The sequence below is a fragment of the Morganella sp. B601 genome (assembly GCF_051172335.1).
GTDB classification, from domain to species: Bacteria; Pseudomonadota; Gammaproteobacteria; order Enterobacterales; family Enterobacteriaceae; genus Morganella; species Morganella morganii.
Genome location: NZ_JBPIZE010000003.1, coordinates 294,676 through 310,861 on the forward strand (window position 1 = coordinate 294,676; position 16,186 = coordinate 310,861).

Genomic DNA, 16,186 nt, shown 5'->3' on the forward strand with positions numbered 1-16,186 from the left:
TTCTCCTTCCCGTTTATGTGATTTCCCTCCCCCGCTTTTGCCGACAACCTGTCCGTTATATTAAATTTTCTTTTCCTTTTATTTTCATTAATTTAGTTGCAAACAATTACTTTACCAGGCTAATAATAAATCATAACAAGAGCATGGCCTTTTATTTTAAAAACACCTTTAGCGGCAACTGCCAACACCACGTAAGACAGGGGAAACACCATGAGCAAACACGAAACGTCATCCGCGCCTCCGGCGCATGACCACGATTTTATGTTTACGCCCATACCGATGACACACCGCCGCGAGACCTGGAAACAGGTGCTGGTCTGGATAGGTTTCGGTTATGTGGCAACCGGGTTATTTATCGGCGGCGCCCTGGCCGGGGCCAACGGCGGACCGGGAATGTCATTCCCGATGGCGCTGCTGGCTATCGCCATCGGGATGGGATTGTTGTTTATTCTCACCTCGCTGCTCGGCATTATGGCGCAGCGCACCGGGCTGAGCCTGGCGCTGATCAGCCGTTTTTCCTATGGCCGTTTCGGTGCGAACCTGCCGATGATTGCGATGGGGCTGCTGACCCTCGGCTGGTTTGCGGCAATAACCGGGATGGTCGGGGATATCTGGGGCACGTTCCTGGGCAATCCCAGCGGGATCATCGTCTTTAACCCGGCAGAACACGGCTACAACGGTGTACCGATCACCCTGGAAGTCTTTCTTTCCTGTGTCATCGCCGGTCTGCTGTTTACGTACACCTCACTGCACGGCATGAAAGGACTGGAAATTATCGCCATTCCGGTATCACCGGTTATTATGATTATCGCTGTGATCACCGGTTATGCGATGTTACAGGAGGGCGGCGGGTTATCCGTCTTTATTGAGAATTCCAACCGCAATGAAGGGCTGATGCTCTCAACCGCGATCACGATGGTGGTCGGCAGCTGGATTGCCGGGGCGGTGATGGGCGTGGATCTGTTCCGCTTTAATAAGAGTATTTCTGCAGTATTCTGGGGGTCGGCAGCCTGTTTTATCTTCACCAACCCGCTGCTCAATGTGGTCGGTTATATCGGCACCATGACGGTCGGGATGCCGAACTACATTACCTGGATGATTGAGAAAAGCTTCCTGCTGGCGCTGATCGGGGTGATCACCTGGACACTGTCACTGTGGACCACCAACGACGCGGAACTCTACTGTAACTCGCTCTATACCGGACCGGTGCTGGATTCCGTTGGTGTGAAAGTGAACAAAAACGTCCTGATTCTGACCACCGGGATTATCGGTACTGTGCTGGGCGCTATCGGTTTTTACCAGATCTTCTTTGCTGATTTTATTAACTATCTCGGCATTATGGCACCGCCGCTGGCTGGGCCGCTGCTGGCGGATTACTACATCACCCGCAAATGCCGCTACGACATCACGCAGATTAACAGTCAGCCGAAATACAATTACGCCGGGGTGATCAGTGCGCTGGCCGGGATGGCTTCCGGTCTGGTGATGGCACTGAACAATATTCTGTCTGACTGGCCGACCGGCCTGCTGGCATTAGTTATTACCGTTATTATTTATCTGATATTGCATCCGCTGCTGGCGGCAAAAGCCACCTCACCGGCCACAGGGAGATCATAATGAAAAAAGTCTATCTGAATGAGTTCACCACTGAAGAGCTGAAAAACCGGTTCGATAAGGGCGAAATCGACAGCGCCATTACCATTTTCGGCAGCTGTGAGAGCCACGGACCGCATCTGCCGCTCGGTCCGGATCTGTTTGTGCCGGAAGCCGTTGCCCGCCGGGCGGCGCAGCGTTTATCCCGCACGATTGTGGTGCCGGGTGTGCCATTCGGCACTTCCGCACACTATAACGGCACACCGATGGCGATTAACATCCGCTTTGAAACGGTGATTGCGATTGCGGAAGACATGTTTGAGAGCCTGATTCAGTACGGCATCAAACACATTTTTGTCTTCAATGGTCACGACGGAAATATTCCGTCGCTGGATATCGCACAGCGGAATGTCAAAGCGCGTCATAAAGATGTGGTTTTTGCGTTCCTGCCGGCCTGGTGGTCCGTACTCGGCGGCCGTCTCGGGGAGAATTTCTTCCGTGAATGGAACGGTCTGGGGCATGGCGGTGAGGGAGAATCCTCCATTACCGCTGCGGTGTGTCCTGATCTGTGCGACCTGAGCAAAGCGGTGCGTCAGATGCCGGAAGACAGCATCCGCCACGGCGATAATGTACAGATTATGTGGGATATCACCGAGGTTTCAGTAACAGGTGCCACCGGCGACCCGACTTACGCCAGCATTGAGAAAGGCGAAAAAATGCTGGATGCCCTGACAGACCTGGTGGTGGAGAGTATTGAGGCGCTGGAAAAAACCAACTGGAATTATGATTTACGCGCTAAGTAAACAGAGTAATGCCCCGCAGTGCGGGGCATTTTTTCAGAGTCCGGCAAATTCCGGGATTGGCGGTCGTCCGTGTGATTCCAGAAAATCCAGTACCCGGCGCGGGGTGACATTCAGGATACGCGCTTCAGGAAACTCAATCTCCCGCAGCATGGTCACCACCCGCTCAAAATTCCCCAGATAACCGGCATAGTGAGAATCCGAACCCAGAGAGATCCAGCCGCCGTGGTCACGCACCGCCTCAGCAATCGCACGGCAGTTTTTCTCACTGCCCGCCCGCGAATGCAGAAATGAGGAGTTATTCATCTCCAGCGCCACATTGCACTCTTTTGCCGCCTGCGCCACCGCCTGAATATCCAGCGGATATTTCGGGTTTCCGGGATGGGTGATAATCTGCACTTTTCCGCTGCGGATAGTGGCGATCATCGCTTCGGTATTAGCGGCCTGTCCCTGCGGCTGCAACACCGGTTCGTGAAAACCGGCGAGGATAATATCCAGCTGCTGCGCCATTTTATCGGTGCAGTCCGTCTCTCCGGCCTGATTTTTAATATTGGCCTCAATACCGTACAGCAGCCCCGCGCCGTTAATCATGCGCGGCAAAACCGGCATATTGGAAAAATGCCACGGATGCGGCCCGTCCGCCATTTCCGGCCCGTGATCGGTGATCGCAAACAGGGTTATTCCTTTCTCCGCCGCTTCGGTAAAATATTCACGGACGGTACTGTAAGCATGGGTACTGGCAACCGTATGGGCATGTAAATCAACCGGATATATCACTCTGCTCTCCTTTCTGCGGTTAAGCACCTCTTAACCCTATCAGATTCTGAAACGGGTCTTCAACCCGGCGTACGGATTAACACACTGGCGGGTGTCAGGGTTATCATGCACTTTTTCCGTTTTGTAACAGCTGTTTTATCAGCGCGGGTAGTTCCGGATGGTCTTCATGCCAGACGGTGATCCCGTTTGCCTCAAACAGCGCCGTTACCACACCGTTGCCGGATTTAAGCGTGCCGTCAAATGCGCCGCTGTAGATCAGGCCGCTGCCACAGGACGGGCTGTTGGCTTTCAGGATCACATGCGTGATATTGCGTTGTTGCAGATGCTCCAGCGCCCGCAGTGCGCCCTGTTTAAAGGCATCGGTGACATCTTCGCCGTCACTGCCGGTAACCCGGGCGGTACCCGCCCAGACATCACAACCCTCACCGCCGGTAATTTCCGCCGGGGCGCGGGGCACCGGCAGACCACCGAGGATTTCAGGGCATACCGGAACCGCCATGCCGCTGTTCTGCAGCGCTTTCAGCGGAGCATATAATTTATGGCTGCCGTCGTAACGGACGGCTTCACCTGCCAGACAGGCACTGATTGCAATCATCATATTCTCGCAGTGTATACCGGTATAATTCAGATAGTGATAATCAATACCTGATAGTAAATAACTTATGAGCGCGGGACAAGCCGGGCAGATGTCTCCTTTTGCCGGAAAAAATGCTAAACTCTGCACGATCACCTATTTAACCGGAGTATACCTCTTTATGCACGCACCCACCCCGTCAGAAAAACCGGTGTTATCCGTTTTTGATTTTGACGGCACGCTGACCCGCCGTGACAGTTTTGTTCCTTTTCTGCGTTTTGCTTTCGGGAAACGTGTTTTTTCCCTGCGGATGCTGCGCCTGGTTCTGCCGACACTGCGCTGCTTCTCACGCAAACTGACCCGCGACGAACTGAAAGAAGTGCTGATCACCACCTTTCTGACCGGTACTGATGCCCGCTGGGTGGAGAAAAAAGCACAGGAATTCTGTGAACGTTACTGGCATAAGATGATGCGTCCGGAAGGTCTGCGCGCGGTGGCGGCGGAAATTGCATCGGGTGCGGAAGTCACACTCTGTTCGGCATCCCCGGAGCTGGTGCTGCGGCCGTTTACAGAGCGGCTGGGGATCAAACTTATCGGGACTCAGCTGGAAGAGAAAGACGGCATTCTGACCGGAAAAATCAACGGCAACAACTGCCGCTGCGGCCAGAAAATTGCCCGGCTGCAACAGGTTTACGGCGATTTATCCGCATACCATATGCGTGCCTGGGGGGATTCACGGGGGGATTATGAACTGCTGTACGCCGCAGGCGAACCTCACTGGCGCCATTTTCACCGCAATCCGGCGAAATATGAAAAACGCCGCAAACAGTTTTCATCCCGCTGAAAAACAAAAACGGGCTGTATCATACAGCCCGTCAATAATCACAGCGGCCGTTATTTCGGCATTTGCTGTTCCATCATGGCTTTAGCCCGGGCTAACGCATCAATACCCTGTTTACAGGCTGCATCCTGTGCATCAGCTGGTAATTCCATAAACTGCTTTTTGAAGTGATAATGCAGCACGCCGTAACCGGCAATTTTGCCTTCACGCCGCAGCACAAAACAGACTTTCTGCTCAATCCAGCTCCGGATCGCCTCACACCGTTGCGGCTCCTGTGCCGCAACGGTATCAAGAGCAATTAACGCCGTGAGATCCTGTTCCGTTGCCGGGGATATTTCCCCGGCGCTCCGGTTATTTGTCATCATGACTTTCAGGCATCCTCCTGAACAATGCCGGTTCCGGCCGGTTCAGATTTTTGTGAGGCCAGCAATTCAAGCAGTGCATACTGTTTTGCCGTCCGTTGTTCCGCTTTTTCCGCCAGAACTGCGGCTCTCGCCGGATCACTGCTGCTGAGGCGGTTAAAACGCTGCTCCTGATGCATCACCTCGGCCAGGGATTGTGACGGCGGACGGGAATCCAGTACCAGCGGTGCTTTGCCGGTTCCGTCACGACGCGGATCAAACCGGTACAGCGGCCAGAACCCGCTGGCGGTCAGGGCTTTCATCTGGTCGTAACTGAATGCCAGATCATAACCATGCTCCTCACACGGGCTGTAGGCAATAATCAGGGACGGGCCGGGATAGGATTCCGCTTCCTGAATCGCTTTCACCGTCTGATTCATCTGCGCGCCGATGGCTATCTGTGCCACATACACATTGCCGTACATCATCATGGACACGCCCAGATCCTTGCGGGATTTGCCTTTACCCTCCTCGCCGAATTTAGTGACTGCCCCCATCGGTGTGGCTTTTGACTGCTGGCCGCCGGTGTTGGAGTAACACTGGGTATCGAGCACCAGCACATTGACATTCTCACCACTGCTCAGCACATGGTCGAGTCCGCCGAAGCCGATATCATAAGCCCAGCCGTCACCGCCGATCAGCCAGACGGATTTCGGCAGAAGGTAATGCGCATCCTCTGACAGCTCACGGGCACGCAGATCCGGGTTATCCGCCAGTAATGTCCGCAGTTCCGTGATAGCCGCACGTTTTTCATCCGCAGACAGTGCTTCATCCGTCAGCCGCTGCCGTAATTCATCCGGCAGTTGCGCCGCAAAGGTCATCAGCAGACGTTTCACCCGTTTTTTGTGCTGGTCAGCCGTCAGGCGGAACCCCAGCCCGAACTCGGCATTATCCTCAAACAGCGAGTTGGCCCAGGCCGGACCGCGTCCCTCTTTATTGGTGGTGTACGGCGTGGTCGGCAGGTTACCGCCGTAAATAGAAGAGCAACCGGTGGCATTGGCGATCAGCAGTTGTTCGCCGTACAACTGGGTCAGCAGTTTGATATACGGCGTTTCACCGCAGCCCGCACAGGCACCGGAGAATTCAAACAGCGGCGTGATAAGTTGTGATGTCCGGATATCAATGCGCTCAAGCCGGGATGCGGGAGTGTCCGGCAGTTGCAGGAAGAAATCAAAGTTGGCTTTTTCCTCTGCCAGATGCGCCAGCCGCGGCTGCATATTAATGGCGCGGACGGACGGATCCTCCCGATCTTTTGCCGGGCAGACCTCATAACAGAGATTACAGCCGGTGCAATCCTCCGGGGCGACCTGAAGGACATAATCCATCCCTTTCATATCGCGGGATTTAACCGGCAGACGCTGCAGTGTATCCGGTGCACCGCTGAAATCCGCGGGATCGGCCACTTTGGCGCGGATAGCCGCATGCGGACAGGCCGCGACACAATAGTTGCACTGGGTACAGAGAGACGGTTTCCAGATGGGGATCATCTCCGCGATATTGCGTTTTTCCCAGCGGGTGGTGCCGGAAGGCCAGGTGCCGTCCGGCGGGAATGCCGATACCGGCAGAGCATCACCGCGTCCGGCCAGCATCATGGCGGTGACGGTTTTGACAAAGTCCGGCGCGTTATCCGGCACGACCGGCGGACGCGGCTGACTGTGCGGATCCACTGCCTGTAACGGCACGCGGTGCAGGGCTTCCGGGGTGCGGGCTATCGCCATCAGGTTATCATGAACGACACTTTCCCCTTTTTTGCTGTAGCTGCGGATAATCGCCTGCTGTAAATAAGACTGAATTTCCGCCGCCGGTAACAACGCCGTCAGATGGAAAAACGCCATCTGCATAACGGTATTAATCCGCGCACCGAGGCGGCATTCACGTGCAATGCGGTAGGCATTGATAACATACAGTTTCGCCTGTTTCTCCGCCAGGATCGCCTGAACATCCTGCGGGATATGGTGCCAGACCTCATCCGCCGGATACGGGCTGTTGAGCAGGAAAATCCCGCCCGGTGCCAGTTTTTCCGCCATTTCATATTTGTCGAGGAACTGCCACTGATGACAGGCAATAAAATCTGCCTGCCGGATCAGATAAGTAGCGCGGATCGGCTGTTCACTGATGCGCAGATGAGAAACGGTAAGGCCGCCCGCCTTTTTCGAGTCATAGACAAAAAAGCCCTGGGCGTAGTTATCGGTATGACTGCCGAGGATCTGAATGGCATTTTTGGCCGCCGAAACCGTGCCGTCACTGCCCAGCCCGTAAAACAGCGCACTGAGGCGGTGAGTGACCGGCAGCTCCGCCGGAACCGGTGTCAGGGACAGCCCGGTGACATCATCAATAATGCCGGCTGTAAAGCGGCGTTTCGGCGAGGTTAACGTCAGTTCGCTGAAAATCGCCATCACACAATCCGGATCAAACTCTTTGGATGACAGGCCGTAGCGTCCGCCGATAATACGCGGTAACTGCGCCCGCTCGCCGTTCTGATACGCTTCGGCAAAGGCGGTCATCACATCCAGATAGAGCGGCTCCGCCTGCGCACCCGCTTCTTTGGTGCGGTCAAGCACGGCAATGTGTTGCACACTTTCCGGAATGGCATCAAGGAAATGCTGTGCGGAGAACGGCCGGTAGAGATGCACTTCCAGCACGCCGACTTTTTCGCCCTGCGCAATCAGTTTATCCGCCACTTCCTCTGCCGGACCGGCGGCAGATCCCATCAGGATAATCAGGCGCTCTGCCTGCGGGTGTCCGTAATACGTAAACGGCTGATAATAACGGCCTGTCACCTCACCAAATGCAGCCATTGCATCAGTGACATGCTGATAAACCGCGTCATACCACGGGTTAGTCGCTTCACGGGCCTGGAAATAGGTATCCGGATTAGCAGATGTGCCGCGTATTACCGGATGTTCCGGCGATAGTGCTCTGTCACGGTGGGCGCGGATCGCCTCTGCCGGGATCAGTTTGCTCAGCTCCGCACGGCTGACAGCAATAATTTTGTTCATCTCATGAGAGGTACGGAAACCATCAAAGAAATGAATAAACGGCACGCGGCTGTTCAGTGTGGCTATCTGTGAAATCACCGCAAAGTCCTGAGCCTGCTGGACGCTGTTAGCGCACAGCAGAGCACAGCCGGTCTGACGCACCGCCATCACATCCGAGTGATCGCCGAAAATAGAAAGGGCATGAGTCGCAACCGTCCGCGCCGCCACATGCAGAACAAACGGGATCAGCTGTCCGGCAATTTTATACAGCGACGGAATCATCAGCAGCAATCCCTGGGAGGACGTGAAAGTGGTCGACAATGCGCCGGTCTGAAGTGCGCCGTGAACGGTGGCAATGGCTCCGCCCTCGGACTGCATTTCCATCATGCGCGGGACATCGCCCCACAAATTGGGTTCCCCGGTCGCGGACCAGTGGTCAGCATATTCGGCCATGGTGGAACTCGGGGTAATAGGATAGATGGCGATCACTTCATTCAGCTGATACGCCATCCGGGCCACCGCCTGATTGGCATCAGTGGTGATCATGCTATGTATTTCGTTACTCACAATAAGACCCTTCATTTTTATTATTTTTTACAACATAACAGAATAAAAAATGCCGGATTATCGTGATTGTGGTTTGTTATCTGTCTGTAAGCGCGGTTTACTCCGCCGCCGTCAGTACATATTCAGCTGCTTCACAGCGGTATATTTCCGTGACCTGCGGACGGCCGCGCAGTGCCGGGAGTGAATCATCACTGACACTGAGGCGGATCCCCAGACCACAGGCTTTGCCCAGTGACGGCGGGATATCCGTCACGGTGAAAGGCTGCCCGGCCGCCGTGAGATGCTTGCGCATCGCCACCACACCGAGCATATTTTCAAATAAAATCAGATAGTCATTCATGAACGGATATCCCCGGAGGTCACGGCTGCCTGTTTCTGTAACTGACGGATGCCGTAAATGGCAGCACCGATGGCACCGGCAAACTGTCCGTCCGGATGCGTGATCACCTCCGCCCCCAGGTGCTGTGAAAGCCGCTCACAGAACGTCTGACTGCGGCTGACCCCGCCGCTGAACAGCACTGACGGCACGGTACTCAGCCGCTTGGCAAACCCGGCGGTACGTTGTGCCATTGAATTCACAATTCCCGACAGAATCGACTCCGGCTCCACCCCGGCAGATCGCAGGCTGATCACTTCTGATTCGGCAAAAACCGTGCACATGCTGGAGATAGCATGCGGCTCAATCCCGCGGATGGTGTCATCCACTGCCGTGATATCGGTGCCGAGTGTCCGGCTGATCACATCCAGAAAACGCCCCGTCCCGGCGGCGCATTTGTCGTTCATCAGAAAATCCGTGAGATGCCCGTGCTCATCAAGCCGGATCACCTTACTGTCCTGGCCGCCGATATCAATGACCGTGCGGGTCTGCGGATGCAGCCAGCGTGCCCCGATCCCGTGACAGGAGATTTCCGTGACCTGTTTGTCCGCAAAGTCCGCCAGCTTGCGGCCATAGCCGGTGAGGGTCAGATACGGTTTGGTGTCACATTCACCGCAGAGGGTTTCCCAGGCTTCCAGAATCGCGGACTGCGGCCGGAACGGAGTCGGGATCAGGAAGCGGCGCAGGATCACGCCGCCGTCTTCATCACTGAACAAAATTCCTTTGGTGGCCGTCGAGCCCGAGTCAATACCGATACTCAGCATGACGCCTCCTTATAACATCTCAATAAAGGCGGCAATGCGGGTAGCAAGCTGACCGGTGTCAGAGGTGGAATAATCTGTCTCAATCGCCATATACGGAATATCGTGTTTTTCACGAATATGCCGGTTTATCAGCAGCGATTCCACCGCATAGGTGTGACAGGCCTGGAGGATCACATCAATCACCCCGTCCACCTGATAGTCCTGCACCATCTCACTGAGCATATTCAGACGCTGTGTGTTCGGTGAAATGCAGGAGCAACCGATAGCAAGGTATTTTTCGGTCAGGGCATCATAAACATCGGCCTGCGGATTTTCATCCACACACTGTTCAGTGGCTTTCGCCCCGGTGCAGTTTTCATAACCAACCACCCAGCCGCCGTTCTCTTCGATAATCCGCACCACTTTTTCCGCCGCCCCGCCAATCGGGCAGCCGGTGATCAGAATGCGCGGACGCGGATCCAGCCGTTTACCGGCAGCATATTCCGCACGCACTTTGGCGGTCAGCGTTTCCAGCTCGCCGATCAGAGCGCGTTTATCAAATTTGAAAGTGGCACCATAGACCACACTGAGGATCTCACGGCCGGTCATGGCTGGCGGATTGAGCTGCCCGAGGCGGTAAAATTCGGTTAATGCGCGGCGTTCGCGATTGCGTAAATCAATTGCATCGCGGATCCCCTGTTCTGTAATTTCACAGCCGAACTGCTCTTCCAGCCGTTTCTGAAAACGGATGATTTCCGAGCGCCAGAGCGCGACAGATTCCGCACTTTCACTGTTATTCGGCAGTTGCATCACATGGACAGGTTTAAATTCCGCCATATATTCATACATTTTCTTTTTGCCATCGCAGGTGGTTTCACCGACCACGATGTCAGAAAAATAGAAGTAGGGGCATTTATCGGTTTTACCGAATCCGTAGCTGCTTTTGATCAGAGGACATAAGTTGCGGGGTAAGGTTTTTTCCGCTTCTTCAATGGTTTCATCACTGGTTGAACAGAGGGAGACAACCGCTGCACCGGCAGCCATAGCAATCTCCTGCGGCATAAAAGTGCAATAGGTTCCCACCAGCGGGACACCCTGCTCTTTCAGTTCCATTACTGTGAGAAAGCCCTGTTGGCGGGCATCGGAGAAATCAGAAAAGATCGACGGAAGCTGTGTAACTAATGACATAAGTAGACCTACCATTATCATTATTAAAGTGTGGCGCCAGAGTAGACCTATTAATAATAAGGATAATTGAGGTAAATCATATTCAGGGTGAATATCCCTGACGGGACTAAATTAACGTGATCTTAAATCACAACGCCCGGCAAAGGAATTATCTGGCACCCTGCGTTGTCAGTCAGTAAGCTTCAGGGTAATCATAAACCTGACTGATATTTTACCCTGAGAGCTTCCTGATGATGATAACCACCCACCGTACAACCACTGATACGGCTTCCTTTCACCTGACTCAGACGTGCTGTTTATAACAGCCGGATGCTGACGGAGGATATATGTTAACAGGAATGAATCATCTGACCCTGGCGGTCACCGATTTGGATCGCAGCCTGCATTTTTACCGCGATATTTTGAAAATGACGCTGCATACCCGCTGGAAATACGGGGCTTACCTGACCTGCGGGGAGTTGTGGATCTGTTTATCGGCAGACCCGGAAATCATTCACCGGCCTATTCATCAGGGTTATACCCACTACGCTTTCACCCTTCCTCCTGAGCAGTTCCCGGCTTTCCGCTCACTTCTCGCCGCTCATCAGATAACACTCTGGAAACGTAACCGCAGTGAAGGTGATTCCGTCTATTTTCTTGACCCGGACGGACATCAGCTTGAGGCGCATTCCGGCGGAATACAGCAGCGGCTGGATGCCTGCCGCGAAGCACCGTATGAAGAGATGATATTTCCGGCACCCGGGCAGATTAATGTGTAAGATGGGATAAACCCTTATCTTACGGAGACACTGCTATGTCTGATTACCCAGCCGTTCCCGGTGTGCTGTTTGTCGCCGGTTTTGGTCCGGTGACCCGCGACCCCGCCTGCAGCAAACACTTCTTTGCGGATACTGTCGGCCTGCCGCTCAGTGAATCTGAAGGCGTACCTGATTACCTGACTGCCGATCACACCCTGCACGGTGTAAAACACTTCGCGCTCTGGCCGCTCAGCCACGCGGCTGTCTCCTGTTTCGGGCAGGACAGCTGGCCGCCGTCACATCCGGTGCCGCAGGCATGGGTCGAGTTTGAAGTGCGCGACCTGGCAGCGGCCACAGAATTTTTACAGTCACAGGGCTATCCGCTGCTGGTGGCAAACAGAACCGAACCGTGGGGACAATCCGTCACCCGTCTGCTCAGCCCGGAAGGTTTACTTGTCGGGCTGACTATCACCCCGTGGCTGCGGGATAACACCGGCGAATAACCGCCGGTGCCGGGTTGCTGTGATCCGCTACTGGCGCAGACTGACAGCAATCCGGTTAAAGGCATTCATCAGCCCGGCCGCGATTGTCAGATCACTCATTTCCGCATCAGAAAAATGTACCTTCACACGCTGCCAGATTGCGTCATCAGTATTCTGAGCCGATAACAGTGTGACCGCTTCCGTCCATTCCAGCGCCGCCCGCTCGCTATCACTGAAACGTTCACTCACGCGCCAGCCCGCCAGTGCGTCAAGTTTCTCCTGAACCATGCCCCGTTTGCGCAGTGCCGCCGTGTGCATTTCCAGACAGAATGCGCAGCCGTTAATCTGGGATACCCGCAGATACACCAGCTCAACCAGTTCAGGGGATAACGCGCTGCTTTCCAGTGCATTTTTACAGGCAATCAGCCCCGCATACGCTGCCGGACTGAGTTTAGGATAAGATAAACGTAATGATGACATAACAGACCTGCCTTGATCAGAGTGAAAAAGTATCCCGGAGACCGGGCACCATACCCGGCAATAACACCTGGCGATATAACCAGTCATCCCGCTATATTATGGATAAATTTACAGTATCGTTATCGTCATTGTGTGGTGACGGTTAAAACGGCCCTTTAAAAATAAAGAAAGCCCCGGCGGCAATAAATCCGAAACCGATAAGGTGATTCAGCGTGATGCTTTCACCCAGATAAGCGACAGAAAATACCATAAAGACACACAGAGTGATCACTTCCTGCATGGTTTTCAGCTCGGCAGCACTGTAATACTGATGCCCGATCCGGTTGGCCGGTACCGCCAGACAATATTCCGCCAGCGCAATCAGCCAGCTGAAAAAAATCACCGCAATAAGGGGCTTACCAGCAAACTTCAGGTGTCCGTACCAGGCAAACATCATAAAAATATTTGAGAGAACAAGCAGAAAAATCGGGAGAAACTTCGCCAGCATAGGGGGATCCGTCAGTAAAAAATAATATCAGCCGCTATTTTACGCCGATCTCTGATAAACGGATATATGATCAGGATGATAGTTACGGAAACAAACTTTCCCGCTATGTACTTATAAAATTTGCATTATACGCGTATTCAGCCCTTTATTCTTTCTGCTGATTTCCGGAAGATTGTACTGAACTGATTGTGCGGATAACCGCATCCGATTACACTTAATATTTGTAAAAACAACTATCCTGTTTATGCGTTTATTAACTCTCTTATTATTGTTTGTCTCTTTATCCGGTTATGCCGCCGGAGGATCACTGAACGGCTATTATAAATGTGAGATCTCATCCGCCAGTTATCAGCGAAAACAGGGCGCAATGCGTGATTTTTATTTTCCGGATAAACAGAGTGAATCCGTCGTTCTGTTTCATAATGACCGCTTTACGGTGCTGGATACGCAACCGTCCCCGTATCATTCCCCGGCACTGACACCGATTAAACAGTTTGCCACCATGTCAAAGCAGGATTTGCAGGAGATCGGCGAAGATACCCTGATTTATGCCGGTACTTACAACGGGCTCGCCTATTTCACACCGTCACAGCGGCGCTTTGTCTTCGGCTTAAATAAACGCACCGGCGGTAATAACGGCTCATTTCTGCTGGAACTGCAAAACTGCCGCCGGACAACCTCCTGAGCATCAGTCACACACCTGCATCACCACTTCCCGCAACCAGCCGAGTGCCGCATCCCCTTCACTGCGCTGGTGCCATAACATCTGAAAACTGAGCGGTGCGATAGTCAGCGGCGGCGCAAATACCTGTAATGACGGGCTGAGTATTTCCGGCAGTGCCCGCTGCGCCACCGTCAGGATCAGATCCGTGCCTTCCGGCAGTTGCGAAGCAATCTGCCAGTAAGGAACAGAGACCGCAATACGCCGCCGGTAATTGAGCAGTTGTAGCTGCCGGTCAATTTCATTGGCTTCATACGGCTTCATGCTCGCCAGGATATGCGGGTGCGAGAGCCAGTCCGCCATCGGCATCGTGCCGTTGGTGCAGTATTGTTTGTCCGCAACACTGACCATGGTGTCCGTAAATACCGTTTTTGTGCGGAGAGTATAATCCGTGGCTGTAAATACCCCGAAGGCCAGATCGAGGCTGCCTTCCTGCAATTTTCCCTGCATCTCCTCGCGGCTGCCCTGCCAGATTTGCAAGTCGACCTGCGGCGCGACAGTCCGCAGATAACGGATGAGTTTTCCGCTGAAAATCGCCGCCCCGTAATCAGACATAGCGATATTAAACCGCCGCGTGCAATTTTCCGGCCGGAAATCCTGTTGTGCGATCAGGTCATCGAGCTGACTCAGAGCCTGCGTCAGCGGCGCATACAGTGCTTCCGCCTTACCGGACAGATGATAACGGCCCTGTCTGCGGATAAGCAGCGGATCCTGAAATAAATCCCGCAGCTGGTTCAGTGTGTGGCTGACAGCAGGCTGACTGCGGTGCAGAGACACCGCTGCCCGGCTGACATGGCGTTCACGCAGCAGTGCATGCAGGGTAACCAGCTGATTTAAATCTAATTTCTTTATATTATTCATGATACGAATAGTGCCCTATAAAATTGATCATTTCCGGTTCTTCCGGGGATCACCTATGATTGATGTTAATAAAACGTTAACCAGGGAGGCCACTATGTCAACCTTATCATTATCCGCTATTGCTTTGATTGTTTGTGCTTTTTTTGCCGGTGCCATCGTGCCGGTACAGGCGGTCAGCAATGCAGTGTTAGCACGCCATCTGGGTCATCCGTTATGGGCCAGTCTTGTATCATTATTAATCAGTATTATTGTTTTAGCACCGTTATTATTAATATTTAAAGTTCCGAAGCCGGTGCTGAGCGCGGATTTACTGCATCAGCCGTTCTGGATCTGGCTCGGCGGGATAGCCGGAATGCTGTACCTGACCTCTGCTCTGATCCTGGTACCGAAAATCGGTGGCATTACCTTTTTCGTGATGGTGATAGCCGGTCAGCTGGTGATTTCCGCGCTGATTGAACACTTCGGTTTGTTCGGAATGCCGAAACAACCGGTTCAGATAGCCAAACTCGCCGGTATCGGCCTGGTGGTGGCGGGTGTGCTGGTGATGCAGTTTGCAGGTGAAAAAAAGCCCCGCAATACTGACAGCGGGGCAGGAAATGCAACTCAAATCGAACAGACAATAAAAAGATAGGTTTGGTTTCCCGGAATATTACTGCACAGCTTCAGCTTCCTTCTCCGCTTCCGGGCGGCGCGAAGGACGCTGTAATAAAAAGACACCACTCATAATCAGCACCATTGACAGAATCTCTGCCACGCCGAGCTGCTCATTGGCCGCCAGGAACCCGACAATCAGTGCCACCACCGGCGGGATGTAGGTCACGGATGAGGCCACCACTGCCCCCAGATTCAGGATCAGATAGTAATACGTCAGATATGCCACCCCGGTACCGAGCAATCCCAGCCCGATAATCAGCCCGAGGCTGGCGGTGCTGTCCTGCGCAATGGCGGTAATGCCGGTAAACGGTGTGATGCAGGCCAGGATCAGCAGCGCAAGGCCAATCTGATAGGTGGTCAGCGCCAGCGGGGCAATCTGTTTATCCGCAAGGAATTTTTTGGCATACACAAAAGAAATTCCCACACTCAGTGATCCCAGAATCATATAACCCACCCCGGCGAGACTGATACTCTCCCCGCTGACCTGCCACGGCTTGGCGATCAGAATCACTCCGGCAAAGCCGAGCATCAGCCCGCACAGACGCATTACCGTGATTTTTTCCTGACGCAGAAAAATCGCTGCGACAATAAACGAGAACAGCGGAATTGCCCCGCTGAGCACGCCGGAGACCCCGGAGAGCAGTAATGAGGTGCCGGAAGCAAACGCCCAGTAATAAATTACCGTTGCCAGAAGCGCCATCACCAGGAAATGCCCGGTGTATTTCAGGTGCTCGCGGCGCACTGCTTTCTGCATCCACGCCATCACCGCAATCGGTACAAAGCCGCATAACACCCGCAAAAATACAATCTGTACCGGCGAGATCCACTCACTCGCCTGGCGCATAAAAATAAAGTTGGTTCCCCAGATAATGCCGAGGAACGCGAAGGCTGCTGCCGTTTTACTGTTCATACTATTGCTACCCCTT

18 protein-coding genes are annotated in these 16,186 nt (G+C 53.6%); 7 read left to right on the forward strand and 11 right to left on the reverse strand.

Going from position 1 to position 16,186, the window contains the following annotated elements:
• The first annotated feature begins 210 nt into the window (after positions 1-210).
• The gene (locus ACSBQN_RS09900; protein WP_024473981.1) at positions 211-1,617 is read left to right on the forward strand and encodes a purine-cytosine permease family protein; all 1,407 of its coding nucleotides are present in this window, start codon (positions 211-213) and stop codon (positions 1,615-1,617) included.
• Entirely contained in the window at positions 1,617-2,396 is a 780-nt protein-coding gene (locus ACSBQN_RS09905; protein ID WP_004241872.1) for a creatininase family protein, read from the forward strand. The genes ACSBQN_RS09900 and ACSBQN_RS09905 overlap by 1 nt, the downstream gene beginning before the upstream one ends.
• 33 nt (positions 2,397-2,429) lie before the next feature.
• On the opposite strand, the gene ACSBQN_RS09910 is transcribed toward ACSBQN_RS09905, so the two are convergent.
• On the reverse strand, positions 2,430-3,167 hold the full coding sequence (locus ACSBQN_RS09910) for a phosphatase (RefSeq protein WP_036407593.1): 738 nt from the start codon (positions 3,165-3,167) through the stop codon (positions 2,430-2,432).
• Between the two features lie 106 nt (positions 3,168-3,273).
• The gene (locus ACSBQN_RS09915; RefSeq protein WP_354632853.1) at positions 3,274-3,768 is read right to left on the reverse strand and encodes a DUF523 domain-containing protein; all 495 of its coding nucleotides are present in this window, start codon (positions 3,766-3,768) and stop codon (positions 3,274-3,276) included.
• A 157-nt stretch (positions 3,769-3,925) separates the two neighbouring features.
• Between ACSBQN_RS09915 and ACSBQN_RS09920 the strand changes: the two genes are divergently transcribed.
• A complete protein-coding gene (locus tag ACSBQN_RS09920) occupies positions 3,926-4,588 on the forward strand; it encodes an HAD family hydrolase (RefSeq protein WP_015422595.1) in 663 nt (220 codons plus the stop codon).
• 50 nt (positions 4,589-4,638) lie between these two features.
• Here the strand turns inward: ACSBQN_RS09920 and ACSBQN_RS09925 are convergent, their stop codons facing one another.
• The 5 genes from ACSBQN_RS09925 to ACSBQN_RS09945 all read right to left on the reverse strand — a co-directional run bounded on the left by ACSBQN_RS09925 (position 4,639) and on the right by ACSBQN_RS09945 (position 10,838).
• The gene (locus ACSBQN_RS09925) at positions 4,639-4,950 is read right to left on the reverse strand and encodes a DUF5339 family protein (protein WP_051997304.1); all 312 of its coding nucleotides are present in this window, start codon (positions 4,948-4,950) and stop codon (positions 4,639-4,641) included.
• Between the two features lie 5 nt (positions 4,951-4,955).
• Positions 4,956-8,510, reverse strand: coding sequence for a pyruvate:ferredoxin (flavodoxin) oxidoreductase (gene nifJ, locus ACSBQN_RS09930; RefSeq protein WP_354633311.1), 3,555 nt, complete (start codon positions 8,508-8,510; stop codon positions 4,956-4,958).
• Between the two features lie 118 nt (positions 8,511-8,628).
• Positions 8,629-8,871: a putative Se/S carrier-like protein gene (locus tag ACSBQN_RS09935; protein WP_024473987.1), complete on the reverse strand. Its 243-nt coding sequence runs from the start codon at positions 8,869-8,871 to the stop codon at positions 8,629-8,631.
• Positions 8,868-9,671: an acyl-CoA dehydratase activase gene (locus ACSBQN_RS09940; RefSeq protein WP_024473988.1), complete on the reverse strand. Its 804-nt coding sequence runs from the start codon at positions 9,669-9,671 to the stop codon at positions 8,868-8,870. The genes ACSBQN_RS09935 and ACSBQN_RS09940 overlap by 4 nt, the downstream gene beginning before the upstream one ends.
• A 9-nt stretch (positions 9,672-9,680) precedes the next feature.
• Complete coding sequence (locus ACSBQN_RS09945; RefSeq protein WP_004241860.1) at positions 9,681-10,838, reverse strand: double-cubane-cluster-containing anaerobic reductase; 1,158 nt, start codon at positions 10,836-10,838, stop codon at positions 9,681-9,683.
• Positions 10,839-11,164: 326 nt separating this feature from the next.
• On the opposite strand from ACSBQN_RS09945, the gene fosA13 reads away from it, so the two are divergent.
• Positions 11,165-11,596: a FosA13 family fosfomycin resistance glutathione transferase gene (gene fosA13 / locus ACSBQN_RS09950; protein ID WP_024473989.1), complete on the forward strand. Its 432-nt coding sequence runs from the start codon at positions 11,165-11,167 to the stop codon at positions 11,594-11,596.
• A gap of 35 nt (positions 11,597-11,631) precedes the next feature.
• Positions 11,632-12,078: a VOC family protein gene (locus tag ACSBQN_RS09955; RefSeq protein WP_024473990.1), complete on the forward strand. Its 447-nt coding sequence runs from the start codon at positions 11,632-11,634 to the stop codon at positions 12,076-12,078.
• A gap of 27 nt (positions 12,079-12,105) precedes the next feature.
• On the opposite strand, the gene ACSBQN_RS09960 is transcribed toward ACSBQN_RS09955, so the two are convergent.
• Both ACSBQN_RS09960 and ACSBQN_RS09965 read right to left on the reverse strand, forming a co-directional pair.
• On the reverse strand, positions 12,106-12,537 hold the full coding sequence (locus ACSBQN_RS09960) for a carboxymuconolactone decarboxylase family protein (RefSeq protein ID WP_354632855.1): 432 nt from the start codon (positions 12,535-12,537) through the stop codon (positions 12,106-12,108).
• A 142-nt stretch (positions 12,538-12,679) separates the two neighbouring features.
• Positions 12,680-13,024 (reverse strand): DMT family protein, encoded by a 345-nt coding sequence (locus ACSBQN_RS09965; RefSeq protein WP_004238534.1) that lies wholly within the window; start codon positions 13,022-13,024, stop codon positions 12,680-12,682.
• 244 nt (positions 13,025-13,268) lie between these two features.
• On the opposite strand from ACSBQN_RS09965, the gene ACSBQN_RS09970 reads away from it, so the two are divergent.
• Entirely contained in the window at positions 13,269-13,709 is a 441-nt protein-coding gene (locus ACSBQN_RS09970) for a hypothetical protein (protein ID WP_152696038.1), read from the forward strand.
• A 3-nt stretch (positions 13,710-13,712) separates the two neighbouring features.
• On the opposite strand, the gene ACSBQN_RS09975 is transcribed toward ACSBQN_RS09970, so the two are convergent.
• On the reverse strand, positions 13,713-14,606 hold the full coding sequence (locus tag ACSBQN_RS09975; protein WP_024473993.1) for a LysR family transcriptional regulator: 894 nt from the start codon (positions 14,604-14,606) through the stop codon (positions 13,713-13,715).
• Positions 14,607-14,700: 94 nt separating this feature from the next.
• On the opposite strand from ACSBQN_RS09975, the gene ACSBQN_RS09980 reads away from it, so the two are divergent.
• Positions 14,701-15,237 carry a DMT family transporter gene (locus tag ACSBQN_RS09980; protein ID WP_024473994.1) on the forward strand — a complete coding sequence of 179 codons (537 nt, stop codon included), beginning with the start codon at positions 14,701-14,703 and terminating at the stop codon, positions 15,235-15,237.
• Positions 15,238-15,255: 18 nt separating this feature from the next.
• Here the strand turns inward: ACSBQN_RS09980 and ACSBQN_RS09985 are convergent, their stop codons facing one another.
• Entirely contained in the window at positions 15,256-16,170 is a 915-nt protein-coding gene (locus tag ACSBQN_RS09985) for a DMT family transporter (protein ID WP_024473995.1), read from the reverse strand.
• Positions 16,171-16,186: the final 16 nt, after the last annotated feature.